Source organism: Duganella sp. GW822-FHT06D06, from assembly GCF_058799615.1.
The window spans coordinates 215,691-230,580 of record NZ_JBXALQ010000005.1 but is presented as its reverse complement, the minus strand read 5'-3'; the positions used below and the strand labels follow the sequence as shown (position 1 = coordinate 230,580).

The 14,890-nt window shown below is 65.8% G+C and carries 11 protein-coding genes and 1 other RNA gene; 1 reads left to right on the top strand and 11 read right to left on the bottom strand.

Going from position 1 to position 14,890, the window contains the following annotated elements; translation table 11 throughout:
• Position 1: 1 nt before the first annotated feature.
• From AC1RMD_RS11745 to rnpB, 10 genes are all read right to left on the bottom strand, one after another.
• On the bottom strand, positions 2 to 1,396 hold the full coding sequence (locus tag AC1RMD_RS11745) for a UDP-N-acetylmuramoyl-tripeptide--D-alanyl-D-alanine ligase (RefSeq protein ID WP_492926800.1): 1,395 nt from the start codon (positions 1,394 to 1,396) through the stop codon (positions 2 to 4).
• The gene (locus tag AC1RMD_RS11740; protein ID WP_492926798.1) at positions 1,396 to 2,952 is read right to left on the bottom strand and encodes a UDP-N-acetylmuramoyl-L-alanyl-D-glutamate--2,6-diaminopimelate ligase; all 1,557 of its coding nucleotides are present in this window, start codon (positions 2,950 to 2,952) and stop codon (positions 1,396 to 1,398) included. Before AC1RMD_RS11740 ends, AC1RMD_RS11745 begins: the two co-directional genes overlap by 1 nt.
• Positions 2,949 to 4,724 (bottom strand): peptidoglycan D,D-transpeptidase FtsI family protein, encoded by a 1,776-nt coding sequence (locus AC1RMD_RS11735; protein WP_492926796.1) that lies wholly within the window; start codon positions 4,722 to 4,724, stop codon positions 2,949 to 2,951. The genes AC1RMD_RS11740 and AC1RMD_RS11735 overlap by 4 nt, the downstream gene beginning before the upstream one ends.
• Positions 4,721 to 4,996, bottom strand: a complete 276-nt coding sequence (ftsL, locus tag AC1RMD_RS11730) for a cell division protein FtsL (protein WP_020705059.1) — start codon at positions 4,994 to 4,996, stop codon at positions 4,721 to 4,723. The genes AC1RMD_RS11735 and ftsL overlap by 4 nt, the downstream gene beginning before the upstream one ends.
• Positions 4,993 to 5,967, bottom strand: coding sequence for a 16S rRNA (cytosine(1402)-N(4))-methyltransferase RsmH (gene rsmH, locus AC1RMD_RS11725; protein WP_492926794.1), 975 nt, complete (start codon positions 5,965 to 5,967; stop codon positions 4,993 to 4,995). The genes ftsL and rsmH overlap by 4 nt, the downstream gene beginning before the upstream one ends.
• A 9-nt stretch (positions 5,968 to 5,976) precedes the next feature.
• Positions 5,977 to 6,405 carry a division/cell wall cluster transcriptional repressor MraZ gene (mraZ, locus tag AC1RMD_RS11720; RefSeq protein WP_492926792.1) on the bottom strand — a complete coding sequence of 143 codons (429 nt, stop codon included), beginning with the start codon at positions 6,403 to 6,405 and terminating at the stop codon, positions 5,977 to 5,979.
• A gap of 632 nt (positions 6,406 to 7,037) precedes the next feature.
• A complete protein-coding gene (locus AC1RMD_RS11715) occupies positions 7,038 to 9,284 on the bottom strand; it encodes a M9 family metallopeptidase (RefSeq protein ID WP_492926790.1) in 2,247 nt (748 codons plus the stop codon).
• Positions 9,285 to 9,483: 199 nt separating this feature from the next.
• The gene (locus AC1RMD_RS11710; RefSeq protein ID WP_492926788.1) at positions 9,484 to 10,248 is read right to left on the bottom strand and encodes a PAS domain-containing protein; all 765 of its coding nucleotides are present in this window, start codon (positions 10,246 to 10,248) and stop codon (positions 9,484 to 9,486) included.
• A 268-nt stretch (positions 10,249 to 10,516) separates the two neighbouring features.
• Complete coding sequence (glpK, locus tag AC1RMD_RS11705) at positions 10,517 to 12,007, bottom strand: glycerol kinase GlpK (RefSeq protein WP_492926786.1); 1,491 nt, start codon at positions 12,005 to 12,007, stop codon at positions 10,517 to 10,519.
• A gap of 66 nt (positions 12,008 to 12,073) precedes the next feature.
• Positions 12,074 to 12,417, bottom strand: an RNA gene (rnpB, locus tag AC1RMD_RS11700) — RNase P RNA component class A.
• Between the two features lie 128 nt (positions 12,418 to 12,545).
• Between rnpB and AC1RMD_RS11695 the strand changes: the two genes are divergently transcribed.
• Positions 12,546 to 14,240 carry a thiamine pyrophosphate-binding protein gene (locus AC1RMD_RS11695; protein WP_492926784.1) on the top strand — a complete coding sequence of 565 codons (1,695 nt, stop codon included), beginning with the start codon at positions 12,546 to 12,548 and terminating at the stop codon, positions 14,238 to 14,240.
• Positions 14,241 to 14,349: 109 nt separating this feature from the next.
• Here AC1RMD_RS11695 and AC1RMD_RS11690 read toward each other — a convergent pair whose 3' ends face one another.
• Entirely contained in the window at positions 14,350 to 14,880 is a 531-nt protein-coding gene (locus AC1RMD_RS11690) for a hypothetical protein (RefSeq protein WP_492926782.1), read from the bottom strand.
• Positions 14,881 to 14,890: the final 10 nt, after the last annotated feature.

The window sequence follows — 14,890 nt, the reverse complement described above, 5'->3', positions numbered from 1 at the left end:
ATTAGTGACTTTCCTTGTTAGCTTGTTGCGATCCAATCAAATGCTGCACGACCCGTTCCATTTTCATGAAGCGGGAGCCCTTGATTAATACGGTTGCATCCGGCGTGACGGCCGCTTCGACAGCAGCCAGCAAATCGCCGAAGTTTTCAAAATGACGAATGGACGCGCCTTGTATATGCGCGGCCAGCTCGCCCGTTACCAGCACCTGTTCGATGCCCTTGCTCTGCGCGTAGGCGCCGATTTCTTCGTGAAACTCGCGGCCCTGGGTGCCGACTTCGCCCATGTCGCCCAGCACCAGTACGCGCGGGGCGGCGGCCCTGGACAGCACGTCGATGGCGGCGCGCACCGAGTCCGGATTGGCGTTGTAGCTGTCGTCGATGACGACCGCGCCGTTGGCGGCGGCCTTCTTCTGCAGGCGGCCGCTGACCGGCGCGAAGGTGTCGAGGCCCAGTTTGATCTGGTCCAGCGCGATGCCGGCGGCATACGTGCAGGCCACGGCGGCCAGCGCGTTGCGCACATTGTGTTCGCCCGCGGCTTGCAGGTTGACGAAGAACTGTTCAGGCTCGCCCTCGCCTTCGCGGATGGTGACGAACATCTCGCTGCCGAAGTCGCCGGCGCGGAAGGTGCAGCTCACTTCCGCATCCTTGGTCAGGCCGAAGCGCAGCACGCGGCGGCCGGCCGACAGCTCTTCCCAGATAGTGGTGAACTCGTCGCCATGCGGGAACACGGCCACGCCGTCGGCCGCCAGGCCGGCCAGCACGGCGCCGTTTTCGCGCGCCACCGCTTCCACGGTGTGCATGAATTCCTGGTGCTCGCGCTGGGCGTTGTTGACCATGGCGATGGTCGGCGCGGCGATGGCGCTCAGGCGGCCGATTTCGCCGGGATGGTTCATGCCCAGTTCGACCACGGCCGACTGCTGCTTCGCTTCCATGCGGAACAGCGTCAGCGGCACGCCGATTTCGTTATTCAGGTTGCCGCGCGTGGCCAGGCGGCCGTCTTCGCCGTGGGCGGCGGCCAGGATGGCGGCGATCATTTCCTTGACCGTGGTCTTGCCGTTGCTGCCGGTGACGCCGATGACGGGCATGGCGAACTGGCGGCGCCAGTGGTTGGCGATCTGGCCCAGCGCCGCCAGCGTGTCCGGCACGACGATGGCCGCGACCTTGGCCGCGTCCCAGCCTTCCGGCAGTTCCTCCACGACGACCGCGGCGGCGCCCTTCTCCGCGACCTGCGCGAGGAAGCTGTGGGCGTCGAACACCTCGCCGCGCAGGGCGACGAACAGCGAACCTGCAAAGACGTTGCGGCTGTCGGTGCAGACGCCGTTGAATACAACTTCGCCGGAGCCGATCAATTCGGCGCCGGTCACGGAAGGCAGAATCTGTGCGAGTGCTGCACGCATCAATTCGTCCTCATCATGGTTAAGCGGGCCGACAGCGCCAGTTGCGCGTGGTCGGCGTCGGAGAATGGCAGTTTCTTGCCCTTGATTTCCTGGTACGGCTCGTGGCCTTTACCGGCCAGCAGGATCACGTCCGGCTTGCCGGCGTGCTTGATCGCCGACAGGATGGCGGCGGCGCGGTCGTCCAGCGTCTGCACGGTCGATGCCGGGTGGTTGCGGTCCATGCCGGCGACGATCTGCTCGATGATGGCGTGCGGATCTTCGCTGCGCGGGTTGTCGCTGGTGACCAGCACGTGGTCGGCCATCTGCGCGATCTTGCCCATCTGCGGGCGCTTGCCCGGATCGCGGTCGCCGCCGCAGCCGAACACGCACCACAGCTGGCCGCCGCGGTCGGTGGCCACGGGACGCAGCGCGGCCAGGGTTTTTTCCAGCGCGTCCGGCGTGTGGGCGTAGTCGATGACGATCATCGGCGCGTCCTGGCCGCCGACCTGCTGCATGCGGCCCGGCGCCGGCAGCAGCGCTTCGACCGCTTCGATGGCGGCGCGCAGGCCCAGGCCCTTGGCCAGCATCGCGCCCATCACGCCCAGCGCGTTGCTGATGTTGAAGTTGCCGACCAAATGCGTCTTGACCAGCGCCCCCCCCAGCGGGCACTCCAGCTGGAATTCGGTGCCGGCGTTGCGGCTGCTGCGGAACTGGCTGGCGCGCAGCATCAGCACGCCCTCGATGTCCGGCTGCGCGGCGGCGTCGCGCAAGGTGTAGCCGATCAATGGAATGCCGCCGGCCAGCGGCGTTTTCGCCTTCAGGTGGGCGATCAGGCGCAGGCCCATCGGGTCGTCCAGGTTGAGCACCGCCGTTTTCAGGCCGGGCCAGTCGAACAGTTTGGTCTTGGCGGCCTCGTAGGCCTGCATGGTGCCGTGGTAGTCCAGGTGGTCGCGGGTCAGGTTGGTGAACAGCGCGACGTCGAAGTGCATGCCGGCCACGCGGCCCTGTTCCAGCCCGATCGACGACACTTCGATCGCCAGCGCGGCGGCGCCCTGCGCGCGCAGCTCGGCCAGCGTGCGCGCCAGCAGCACCGCGTCCGGCGTGGTGTAGCCGGTGACGTCGTATTCGACGTCGCCGCGCGCGCGGAACAGGCCCACCCCCAGCGTGCCGACCACGGCGGCCGGTTCGGCGCCGCGCGACAGCGCGTGGCCCAGCCACACGGCGCTGGAGGTCTTGCCGTTGGTGCCGGTGACGCCGACGCTGAACATCGCCGCATCCGGCTGCTCATAGTAGGCGTGGGCGATCACCCCGGCGTGCTGCTTGAGCTGGTCGACGGTGATATAGGGGACGGCCCAGCCGTCGTTCCAAGTGAAGCCGGCCGGGTCGAGCACCACCAGCGCGGCGCCCTGCTCGATGGCGCTGGCGATGAAGCCGCGGCCGTCGCCGGCGTCGCCAGGGTAGGCAAAAAACACATCGCCCAGCTTGATGCGGCGCGAATCCGAAGCCAACTGCGCGGACGGCGCGAGCTTGCGGATGGCGGCGGCGATTGCCAGCGGGTCGAAGTCAGAAGTCGTCACGGTTTCTCCTGTGCTGCATTATCAGGAATGATGATATGGGTAAGGGTCGCATCGGGCGTGATGTTCTTGGCGCGCAGCGCGTTGGCGGCCAGCGCGGAGAACACCGGGCCGGCGACGTCGCCGCCGACGTGCACCGGGCCGCCCGGCTCGTCGATCATGACGGCGATCACGAAGCGCGGATCCGACATCGGCGCCATGCCGACGAAGTTGCCGATGTATTTGGTCTGCGAGTAGCGGCCGTTGACCACCTTCTGCGCGGTGCCGGTCTTGCCGCCGACGCGGTAGCCAGGCACCTGGGCCTTGACGGCCGAGCCGCCCGGCTGGGTGACCATTTCCAGCATCACGCGCATCTCGGCGGCGGTCTTGGCGCTGACCACCTGGGTGCCGTGCGGCGCCTCCGTCACTTTCTGGAACGACAGCGGAATGATGTCGCCGTCGCGGGCGAAGATCATGTAGGCGCGCGCCAGCTGGATCAGCGACACCGAGATGCCCTGGCCGAAGCTCATATTGGCCTGTTCGATCGGGCGCCACGATTTGTACGGACGCACACGGCCGGCCACGGCGCCGGGGAAGCCCCACTTGGGCTGCTGGCCGAAACCGACCTTGGTGAACATTTCCCACATCTCCTGCGGCGGCATGCCCAGCGCGATCTTCGAGGTGCCGATGTTGGACGACTTCTGGATGATGGTCTGGACATCGACCAGGTAGTGCGGGTGGGTGTCGTGGATCACATGATCGGCGATCACCATGGCGCCGGCGCCGGTGTCGAACATGGTGTGCGGGGTGATGCGCTTTTCGTCCAGCGCCAGGCCGACCGTGAACGGCTTGAGCGAGGAACCCGGCTCGAAGGTGTCGGTCATCACGCGGTTGCGCAGCTGTTCGCCGGTCAGCTTGGTGCGGTCGTTGGGGTTGTAGGTCGGCCAGTTGGCCAGCGCCAGCACTTCGCCGGTGTGCACGTCCAGCACGATGGCGGCGCCGGCCTTGGCGTGGAACTTCTCCACCGATTCCTTGACCTGCGTGAAGGCGATGTACTGCAGCTTGCTGTCGATCGACAAGGTCAGGTCCTTGCCGTCGTGCGGCTCGCGCACCGACTCGATGTCCTCGACGATGCGGCCCAGGCGGTCCTTGATGACGCGGCGGCTGCCCGGCTGGCCGACCAGCGTCTTCTGCTGCGCCAGCTCCATCGATTCCTGGCCGGCGTCTTCGACGTTGGTGAAGCCCACCACGTGGGTCGTCACTTCGCCCTGCGGGTAGAAGCGCTTGTATTCCTTGCGGGTCTGGATGCCATCGATGCCGAGCTTGGTGATCTGGTCGGCCACGTCCTGCTCGACCTGGCGCTTCAGGTAGACGAAGCCGCGGTCGGAGTCGAGTTTCTTTTGCAGGTCGGCGTTGCTCATGCCGAGCAGCCTGGCCAGCTCTTTGAGCTTGGCCGGCGGCGCTTCCTGGACGTCGTCCGGGATCGCCCAGATGGCCTTGACCGGCACCGACGACGCCAGCACCTGGCCGTCGCGGTCGGTGATCTTGCCGCGCGTGGCCGGCAGGTCGAGCGTGCGGGCGTAGCGGATCTCGCCCTGCTTCTGCAGGAACTGGGTCGACAGGCCTTGCAGCCACAGGGCGCGCGCGCCCAGGCCGGCGAAGGCGGCGAACAATACGAACAGCACCACGCGCGAACGCCAGACCGGCAGGCGCACCGCCAGCACCGGGTTCCTGGAGAACGGCACGCCCTTGGAGCGGGCCACGCGCGAGGTGTTCAGATTGCCGCCGCGGCTCATTTCGATCCTTCCGGCGTCAGGTACTGGGTGCGCGCGGCGGTCAGCGGCGTCATGTTCAGGTCGCGGCGGGCGATTTCCTCGATGCGGGCGTGCTTGCCCAGGGTCGACTGGTCCAGCTGCAGCTGCGCCCATTCGATGTCGAGCTGGCGCGCCTGCGACTGCGTGCGTTCCAGTTCGATGAACAGGTGGCGCGCCTGGTATTGGGCGTTCACCAGCGACAGCCCGCAGGCCACCAGCAGCGCGGCCAGCACCAGGTTGATCTTGCCGCTCATGGCGCGCCCTTCGCCGTGGCGGTGAACGGCAGGCGGCGCGCCACCCGCATCACGGCCGAGCGCGCGCGCGGGTTGGCCGCGATCTCGGCGTCGGACGGCTTGAACTTGGCCAGCAGCTTCAGTTCCGGCTGCGGCAGGTCGACCGCGCGGATCGGCAGGCGCCGGTCCGGCTGCTCGACGTTGGCCTTGGCGGCGAAGAAACGCTTGACCATGCGGTCTTCCAGCGAGTGGAAGCTGATGATGGCGATGATGCCGCCCGGCGCCAGGCTGTTCCAGGCCTGGGTCAGACCGATCTCGAGGTCTTCAAGCTCTTTATTGATGAAAATCCGGATAGCCTGAAAGGTACGGGTGGCCGGGTCCTTGCCCTTTTCCCGAGTCTTGACCGCGCCTGCCACGATGCCGGCAAGCTGTCGTGTGCTTGAAATTGGTTCGACTGCCCGGCGAGCAACAATCGCCTTTGCAATCTGAAAAGCAAACCGTTCTTCCCCATATTCTTTGATCACCTTTTCCAGTGTCTGTTCGGTTTCGATGGCAAGCCACTGCGCCGCCGACATGCCGCGCGTGGTGTCCATGCGCATGTCGAGCGGGCCGTCGTTGCGGAAGCTGAAGCCGCGCGCGGCGTCGTCCACCTGCGGCGAGGAGATGCCCAGGTCGAGCAGGATGCCGTCGGCCTGCGCCACGCCGCGCTCGGCCAGGGCCGCGTGCATGGTGGCGAAGCTGTCGTGGACGATGGTGAAGCGCGGATCGTCGATCTGCCCGGCGGTGGCGATCGCCTGCAGGTCTTTGTCGAAGGCGAGCAGGCGCGCGTTGGCGCCCAGTTTGGACAGGATCAGGCGCGAGTGGCCGCCGCGGCCGAACGTGCCGTCGACGTAGACGCCGTCGGCGCGCGCGCCGGCGATCGCCAGGGCGTCGACCGCTTCGTCCAGCAGCACCGTCCGATGCTGAAATTCCGGCACCGATGTAATTGTCATCACGGAGCCTTAGAAGGAGAAATTGGCGAGTACATCGGGGGTGCCGGCTTCGATCGCCTGCTGCTCTTTTTCCGCCATCTTGGCGGCATCCCAGATTTCAAAATGTGATCCCATGCCCGTCATCATGACTTCGCGCTGCAGGCCGACGGCGTTGCGCAGCTCGGGCGAGATCAGGATGCGGCCGGCCGTGTCCATTTCGACGTCGGTGGCGTAGCCGAGGAAGATGCGCTGCCAGGCGCGGGCCTGCAGCGGCCATTGGGCGATCTGCTGGCGGTGTTGTTCCCACACGGGGCGGGGAAACAGCATGACGCAGCCATCGGGATGGCGGGTCAGCGTGAGGCGGCCTTCGCACTGGATCGAGAGCGCGTCACGGTGCTTGGCGGGGATAGACATCCTGCCTTTGGCATCGAGATTGATTGCGGACGCGCCTTGAAACACGGGATTACCTTTACACCTCAGTAGGGTTAGCGGAGCATGATCGGCGTTTTCCGGTTTGCATTTCCCCCGCCGCTAAGTCGGGGGAAACTTCCCACAAAAAGACACTTTTTCACACAGATGCCCACTTTAGAGGAAGCAAGAATAGTGGTCAAGCGCTTTCAGGCAAACGAAACAGCGATTTTAGTAATGAAATTAAGGACTTAGCGCGATTCCTTGAAGCCGGGTAGAAATAAAATAGTCAGGTAAATTAAGTACTTATGGCAAACAGTGAATGTGCTACCTCATCTATGCACATGTGTTTCAGCGCACCAAAGCGCTGAAAACGGCGGCATAAAATAATTGAATTAAATGCATATAGTTGCAAAGCGCCAACATTGTGCTAGCAAATAAACAAGGACGGGGACGGGGCCGGGAATGTGCGTGCGGACGGGATTTCTTGCGGCAAGTCGCGCCGGTGGCGCAATGAGGCGGGTGGGGAAAACCTGGTGCGTGGTTGAACATTACCGCGGCACCGCTCAACTTGTATAGACAAGCAAGGCTTGCGCCGCCAAGCCGTATTATACGAAATCCGTCGGCGAATAACAGAAACGGCAGCCTCGCGGCTGCCGTTTTAAGTGCTTCTTAATCAATCATTAGTCGTAGGTGGCATACACCGTCACGCCGCTGTAGCTGGTTTTAGCCTTCAGCATGATGTAGTACCAGTGACCGGCCACCGGGTTGGGCAGGTACAGGTTTTCCGCGTTGCCGGCCGAGGCCGACACCATGTCGAACGAGGCCACGGTCGGGTAGCGGTCCAGCGCCAGGTACAGGTCGACGTCGCCGCTGCCGCCGCGGCTGTAGATCTTGACGTTCTTGGCGCCGGCCGGCACCATCAGGAACAGATAACCCTGGCTGCTCGAGGCCTGGCCGGTGATGCCGCAGTTCTTGCCCAGGTAGGTCAGCGAGGAACAGCGCGGCAATTGCGGTTCCGGCAGCGGCGGCTGGCCGGCGGTGCTGGCGGTGTTCACCCAGTCGGCGAACTCGGCGTCGTAGCGGGTGCCGATGCGGCCCATGAAGTCCTGGTAGCCGCTGTAGGCGCCGACCCGGAAATCGCCCAGCACGGTGTCAACGTCGGCGCGGTGCTTCTCGACCATGAAGCGGGCCGCCATATAACCCCAGCGATAGGCCCGGTTGGTGTAGTCGGACATGCTGTAGGTGTTGCCGAAGATCTGGCTCAGGCGGTAGGTGCCGGTGCGCGCCATGTCGATCGCCGCCTGGTTGTTATTCTTCAGCGACAGGTACTCGGCGATGCCCTCGATCCACCACACGGTCGGCACCGAGACGCCCATGCCGAAATCGCCCTGCATGTCGTAGCGGCCGTCCAGGTAGTGGACATACTCATGCTCCAGGTTCCACACCTGGAACGACGGCCGCAGCCACGAGGCCTCGTGGGCGATGAAGCGCGCCTGGTTGCCCGGGACGTCAGGTTGGCCTTCCAGGTACATGCCGCCGTTGTTGGTGTCGATGCCGTAGATGATGGAGGCGTACTTGCTGTAGTTGCTGTAGTCGTCGAACACCACCAGTTCCAGCGTGGTGTTGTTGTCGTTGGCCACCGGCGTGCGGTTGGTCTTCAACATCTCGTGGGCAAAGCCCTCCTCCGCCGCCAGCTTGTCGCAGCTGTCCTGCAACTGCGCCGGCGTCATGTCCTGGGCGCGGATGCGCAGCGTCGGGCTGCACGCCTTGCTGTACTTGAGCACGGCGTTGGCCAGCGTGTTGACGAAGTCGCAGGTGCCGTACTCGCCGCAGTTGGCGTTGTCGTAGTACTTGACGGCGCTGGCGGCCGCCAGCCACAGTTCGCTGTCGGCGCCGGTCATGCTGGAGCTGGCCAGCATGGCTTGCACCATCGGCTTGACGCCGGCCTTCAGCGCCGGATACTGCATGAAGCGGAACGCCTCGTTGGTGGCGTCGTTGAGCTGGTAACCGTAGCCGCCGCCCAGCAGCGCCGCCTTGTTGGCGGTGACGAAGGCGTTCAGCGCGGTCGCGTACGACAGGTCGTTTTGCAGCAGCGGCGTGCCCTCCGGACGGAAGTGGGCGTAGAACATCACCGTCAGCGCCGACGTGAAGCCGCCGCTGGTGCTGGCGTTGCGCAGCGCGGCGACCGCGTTCGGATTGGCCGCGCTGTTGGTGTAGCGCTGCACCAGCGCCTTCATGCTGGGCAGGTAGTACGGCTCGTCATGCATATTGGTGATCAGGCGCAGCACCTCGCCGGCGGTGCTGCTGGCCACCGGGTTGGGCACATACAGCGCCGTGCCGTCGGCCAGCTGCTTGATCGGGGTGCGCAGCGCGGTCTTCACCGACTGGGCCGGCTGGGCGATGGTGCCGCCTTCGGCCAGGTAGTAGCCGGCGCGCAGGTACAGCGTCAGGTTGACCAGCGCCATATTGCTGGCGTTGTAGCTGCCCGCCTCCTGCGCCAGGCGGCTGGCGATGGCGTTGAAGTTGGCGGCCGAGTAGACCGTCGCGCCCTGCGCCGGCGTCAGCGAGAACAGGCCGTAGGTGCATTCGAAGTCCGGCAGGCTGACCAGGTAGTCGGCCAGCGCGGCGCCGCTGTAGCCGGCCAGCTTGTTCATGTCGCGGCATTCCGGCGTGGTGCTCAGCGGCGTCAGGCTGTTGCGCTGCTGGCGCGGCAACAGGTCGTGGCGCGGCTTGGTGGTCGGCGCCAGCTGGTACTTCGACTGCTCCACCGATGGCGGCAAGCTCAGTCTTTGGTGCGGCATCGGCGCCTGCTTCAGGCGGCCGTGCTGGTCGGCGGCCGGATCGCCGCCTTGATCGGCATGGGCGGCAATGGTCAGGCTGGCCACGCATAGGCCGCCCAGATACAGGATATTCCTCGATAACGACATGTCTGCCTCTTTTCTTCAAGAATAGTTATTGGTCTGTGCCGCATTGGTTTGGCGGCAAGGAAATACTAGCTTGACAAGATTGCAGCTCATTGCGCGCGGCGCAGGCGTGCGGGCGGTTCGGTCTATTTAAACAGCCGGGGGTGCGGGAACGGCACAGCGCTGCCGCCGAAAAACCACACTCCGCGCGCGCGGGCCGGCTTCAGGCGCCCAATTCCTGCCACAGGGAAACGGCCGGCGCCGCCTGCGCGCGCGCGCCGTGGTGCTGGGCGCGGTACTGCACCGGCGTCATGCCGGTCAGCGCCTTGAACTGGCGGCTGAAGGCGCTGTGGTCGGAATAGCCGCAATCGTTGGCGATGTCGGCGATGCTGCGGGTCTGGTCGGCCTCGATCAGCGCCAGCGCGCCGTTCAGCCGCGATTGCAGCAGCAGCTGGCGCGGGCTGTAGTGGAACACCCGCTGGAACAGCCGCTCCACGCGCGCCAGCGGCAGGCCGGCTTCCTGCGCCAGCTGGTTCAGGCACAGCGGCTCCTTGTAGTTGTCGCGGATGTGCTGGGCGATGCTGGCGATCTGGCGGTACACCGGGTGGTGGTCGTCGGCCAGCCCGAGGTCGTGCGAGGTGCCGACCAGGCCGACGATGGCGCCGGCATCGTCGCGCAGCGGGGTCTTGTGGGTCAGGCACCAGCCGTGGCGGCGGTTGGGGTAGAGGTGCAGTTCCAGGTGCTTGCTGATGGTGTGGCCGGCCTCGATCACTTCGCGGTCCTGCGCCATGTAGTTCTGCGCCAGGTGGCGCGGATGCACTTCCAGCACGGTCTTGCCGACGATTTCCTGCTTGGTGCGCAAGCCGCAGCGGCGCACCAGCGTGCGGTTGGCGGCCAGATAGCGGCCGTCGCGGTCCTTGACGAAAAAAGCGACATCGCTCAGTTCATCGAACAGGATTTCGATCGCATTCAGCTCGACGTTTTGCATCGCTACTCCAGTTGCTTAGGTGACAAGACAAACAATATTACCTTATCCTTGCGCGCACTGGAACCTTGCTGTGCGAATACACACACTGGGTGTACCCGCCATCCCCTTCTAGCAAACCTGCTGAATTTTTTACTGAATTCTACTGAATTGAGCTTCCACGGGCTGCCGCTGTCCAACTCAGTAAGCGCAAGCAGAATTCAGTAGATTTCAGTAAGCAGAGCAGCAGGCTTGCTAGAAGGAGCGTGGCTCCCCTCCCCTGGCCAGCCTGCTACCGCGCCGCTTCCCAGCCGCGCGAGCGCTCGACCGCGCGCCCCCATTGCGCCAGCAACTCGGCGCGGCGTTCGGCCGACATGGCCGGCTCGAAGCGGCGTTCGCACGACCACTGCGCGGCGATTTCTTCCTGCGTATCCCAGAAGCCCACCGCCAGCCCGGCCAGATAAGCCGCGCCCAGCGCCGTGGTCTCGGTCACCCGAGGCCGCACCACCGGCACGCCCAGCAGGTCGGCCTGGAACTGCATCAGCAGATCGTTGCGGGCCGCGCCGCCGTCGGCGCGCACCTCGGTCAGCGGTATCGCGGCATCCTTCTGCATGGCCGCCATCAACTCCGCGCTTTGATAGGCGATCGCCTCCAGCGCCGCGCGGGCGATGTGGCCACGGTTGCTGCCCCGGCTCAGGCCGACCAGCGCGCCGCGCGCGTACGGATCCCAATGCGGCGCCCCCAAGCCGACAAAGGCCGGCACCATGAACACGCCGCCGCTATCGGGCACGCTGGCGGCCAGGGCCTCGACCTCGCCGGACTGCTGGATGATGCCCAGCCCGTCGCGCAACCACTGCACCGTGGCGCCGCCCATGAACACACTGCCCTCCAGCAGATAATCGGTGGCGCCGTCGACCCGCCAGCCGACCGTGGTCAGCAGGCGGTTGTGCGAGGCCACCGCATGCCGCCCCAGATGCATCAGCATGAAGCAGCCGGTGCCGTAAGTGTTCTTGACCATGCCCGGCTGGTGGCAAGCCTGGCCGAAGGTGGCGGCCTGCTGGTCGCCGGCGATGCCGGCCACCGGGATCTCGGCGCCGAACAGCGCCGCCCTGGTGTGGCCGACCTCCTCGCTGGACGACACCACCTGCGGCAGCATCTGCTCGGGAATATCGAACAGCTGCAGCAGGTCGTGGTCCCAGCGCATCAGGTGTATATTGAACAGCATGGTGCGCGAGGCGTTGCTGACGTCCGTCACGTGGCGCCCGGTCAGCTTGTAGACCAGCCAACTGTCGATGGTGCCGAAGGCCAGCGCGCCGTGGCGCGCCCGTTCGCGCGCGCCCGGCACGTGGTCGAGCAGCCATTTGAGCTTGGTGGCGGAAAAATAGGCGTCCAACTCGAGGCCGGTGATGGCGGTGATCTTCCCGGCCTTGCCGTCGGCGCGCAGCGCTTCGCAGTCATCGGCCGTGCGGCGGTCCTGCCAGACGATGGCCGGCGCGATCGGCTCGCCGCTCTTGCGGTCCCACACCACGGTGGTCTCGCGCTGGTTGGCGATGCCGATCGCCAGCACCTGGCCGCCGTCGACCTGGTTGTCGTGCAAGACCTTGCGCGCCACGGTGAGCTGGCTGTTCCAGATCTCGTTGGGATCGTGCTCGACCCAGCCCGGCTGCGGGAAATGCTGTGGGAATTCCTGCGCCGCGCTGCCGCAGATATGGCCCTGATGGTCGAACAGGATGGCGCGCGAGCTGGTGGTGCCTTGATCCAAGGCCAGTATGTATTTTTTCATCGGCAAAGTCCCCGGGAGCGCCGCGGCGTGCGCGTCGGTCCCGCGGCAGCCGCGAACATCGTTATTAGTTGAAGCAAGCCGATAGGCCGGATTTTGTTACGGCGCAGGCGAACCTGCGCTATGACAGCCATTCCTCTAGGCGCTGGATTACTCCAGCGCTCAAGCTTCCTACCCGCACGCTCCGCGAGCAGCATCATCGCGTGCCTATTTGGAATTGCACCAGGTGGAGGTTACCGCGTTTCACCGTAACTTAATACGCTCGTCTCTGTGGCCCTATTCCTCGCCTTATACCTTGGGCTTGCGCTTGCGGCTTTCAGCGGACGGCCGTTAACCGTCACCCCGCTCTATGGAGTCCGGACCTTCCTCCCGCCAGGCATTACGCGCTGGCCAGCGGCTGTCTGGCTTGCTTCAAGCGCTATTGTACCAGTCCGGCCCTGCAAATCTGAAATTTGGTGTCGCCATTTGAAAAGCCGCCGCCTTTTCCCGGCCGTAGAATGCAGGATACCGAACCTCTACCCAGACCCCGATAAGGCCAGACATGACGCAACCATCCCGCACCGGCGGCCAGATCCTGGTCGACGCCCTGAAGATCCACGGCGTCGACACCGCTTTCGGCGTACCCGGCGAAAGCTATCTGGACGTGCTCGACGCGCTGCACGACTCCGACATCCGCTTCATCATCAACCGCCAGGAAGGCGGCGCCGCCTTCATGGCCGACGCCTACGGCAAGATGACCGGCAAGCCCGGCATCTGCTTCGTCACCCGCGGCCCGGGCGCCACCAACGCCTCGATCGGCGTGCACACGGCGTTCCAGGATTCGACCCCGATGATTTTGTTCATCGGCCAGGTCGGCAACGACTTCGTCGACCGCGAAGCTTTCCAGGAAATCGACTACCGCCGCATGTACGGCCAGATGGCCAAGTGGGTGGCGCAGATCGACCGCGCCGACCGGGTGCCGGAATACCTCGCGCGCGCCTTCCAGATCGCCACCAGCGGCCGGCCCGGCCCGGTGGTGCTGGCGCTGCCGGAAGACATGCTGACCGCCGTCGCGGCCGTGGCCGACACCCGTTGCTACCAGCCGGTGCAGGCGTCGCCGTCGGCCGCGCAGATCGCACAGGTGCGCGCGCTGCTGGCCGGCGCCAGCAAGCCGCTGCTGCTGCTGGGCGGCGGCGGCTGGAACGCGCAAGCCTGCGCCGACCTGCAAGCCTTCGCCGAAGCCAACCACCTGCCGGTGGCGTGCGCGTTCCGCTTCCAGGACCTGCTCGACAACGCCCACCCGAACTATGTCGGCGACGTCGGCATCGGCATCAATCCCAAGCTGGCCGCGCGCGTGCGCGAAGCCGACCTGATCCTGGCCATCGGCCCGCGCCTGGGCGAGATGACCACCGGCGGCTACGCGCTGATCGCCGCCCCGGTGCCGGCCCAGCGCCTGATCCACGTGCACGCCGACGCCGAGGAACTGGGCAGCGTCTACCAGGCTGAACTGATGATCAACAGCGGCATGCCGCAGATCACGGCGATGCTGGCGGCGATGGCGCCGGTCGATTCCTCCGCCTGGCAAGGCACGGTGGCCGCAGCGCGCGCCGAGCTGGCCGCATGGCAGCGCCAGCCGCCCATCTTCCAGGACGGCAGCGCGCCGCTGGACCTGTGGCAGGTGGTGCAGCAGATCGACCGGATCGCCCCGCACGACACCATCATCACCAACGGCGCCGGCAACTACGCCACCTGGGCGCACCGCTTCCACAGCTACGGCGGCATGCGCACCCAGCTGGCGCCGACCAGCGGCGCCATGGGCTACAGCGTGCCGGCCGGCGTCGCCGCCAAGATCATCGCTCCGGCGCGCACCGTGATCACCTTCGCCGGCGACGGCGAATACATGATGAACGGCCAGGAGCTGGCCACCGCGGTGCAGTACCGCGCGGGCGTGGTCATCATCGTGTTCAACAACGGCATGTTCGGCACCATCCGCATGCACCAGGAGCTGCATTATCCCGGCCGCGTGTCCGGCACCGGGCTGCACAACCCGGACTTCGCCGCGCTGGCGGTGGCCTACGGCGGCCACGGCGAGGTGGTCGAAGCGACGGCCGACTTCGCGCCGGCGCTGGAACGCGCGCTGGCCTACGCCAACCGCGAGCGGCTGCCGGCCGTGATCGAGCTGCGCTACGACGGCAACCTGATCACGCCGGGCGCCACGCTGGACACCATCCGCAAGAACGCGCTAGCGGCCAAGTAACACCACCGGGGGTCAAGTCTGACATTCGGACACGACCTCTACCGTACACGCCTGTACGGCCGGGTCCGTGTCCGAATGTCAGACTTGACCCTCAATGAAAACCGCCGGCTCAGAGGCCGGCGGTGGTGGTCTGGCCGGCCTCGATCACGGGCGCCGGCGCTTCCTCTTCCAATTCTTTCTTTTTCCTGGGCGCCGGGCAGGCGCGGCAGGCGCCGGCCTTGCGGCCGAAATCGGTCACCCGCGACAGCCGCATCGGCACCGCCGCGTCGCCGCAATAGCCGCCGTCCAGCACCAAGGTCTTGCCGCCGTCGGCCAGCTTGCCGCTGATGGTGCGCTCGTCCTCGTCCGGCGGCTGCACCGTGAAGTACAGCTGCTTGCCGCGCGGGTCGATGGTGACCTCGCTGGCCACCACCGGCCAGCTCAGGCCGCCAGCCGTGTATTCATACAGCACCGTATCCACTTCTGAAAACCGTTGCAGCGTGATGCGCTGCCCGCCGAACTCGCCGCTGTCCGCATGGATGCACAAGTCCGAATACACCACCATGCCATAGCGCGGCAAGCGGCCGCCGGGCGCGGCGAACACGGCGCAGGAAGCCAGCAAAATGGCGCCGGCCAGCACGGCGCGTCGGGAGATCGTCATGGTAACGGCT

What these genes read in the sequence shown, in the direction of transcription:
- AC1RMD_RS11715 (WP_492926790.1), bottom strand. Translation starts at nt 9,284, where the DNA reads ATGTCGTTATCGAGGAATATCCTGTATCTGGGCGGCCTATGCGTGGCC.
- AC1RMD_RS11690 (WP_492926782.1), bottom strand. Translation starts at nt 14,880, where the DNA reads ATGACGATCTCCCGACGCGCCGTGCTGGCCGGCGCCATTTTGCTGGCT.
- rsmH (WP_492926794.1), bottom strand. Translation starts at nt 5,967, where the DNA reads ATGACAATTACATCGGTGCCGGAATTTCAGCATCGGACGGTGCTGCTG.
- AC1RMD_RS11695 (WP_492926784.1), top strand. Translation starts at nt 12,546, where the DNA reads ATGACGCAACCATCCCGCACCGGCGGCCAGATCCTGGTCGACGCCCTG.
- glpK (WP_492926786.1), bottom strand. Translation starts at nt 12,007, where the DNA reads ATGAAAAAATACATACTGGCCTTGGATCAAGGCACCACCAGCTCGCGC.
- AC1RMD_RS11745 (WP_492926800.1), bottom strand. Translation starts at nt 1,396, where the DNA reads ATGCGTGCAGCACTCGCACAGATTCTGCCTTCCGTGACCGGCGCCGAA.
- ftsL (WP_020705059.1), bottom strand. Translation starts at nt 4,996, where the DNA reads ATGAGCGGCAAGATCAACCTGGTGCTGGCCGCGCTGCTGGTGGCCTGC.
- AC1RMD_RS11710 (WP_492926788.1), bottom strand. Translation starts at nt 10,248, where the DNA reads ATGCAAAACGTCGAGCTGAATGCGATCGAAATCCTGTTCGATGAACTG.
- AC1RMD_RS11735 (WP_492926796.1), bottom strand. Translation starts at nt 4,724, where the DNA reads ATGAGCCGCGGCGGCAATCTGAACACCTCGCGCGTGGCCCGCTCCAAG.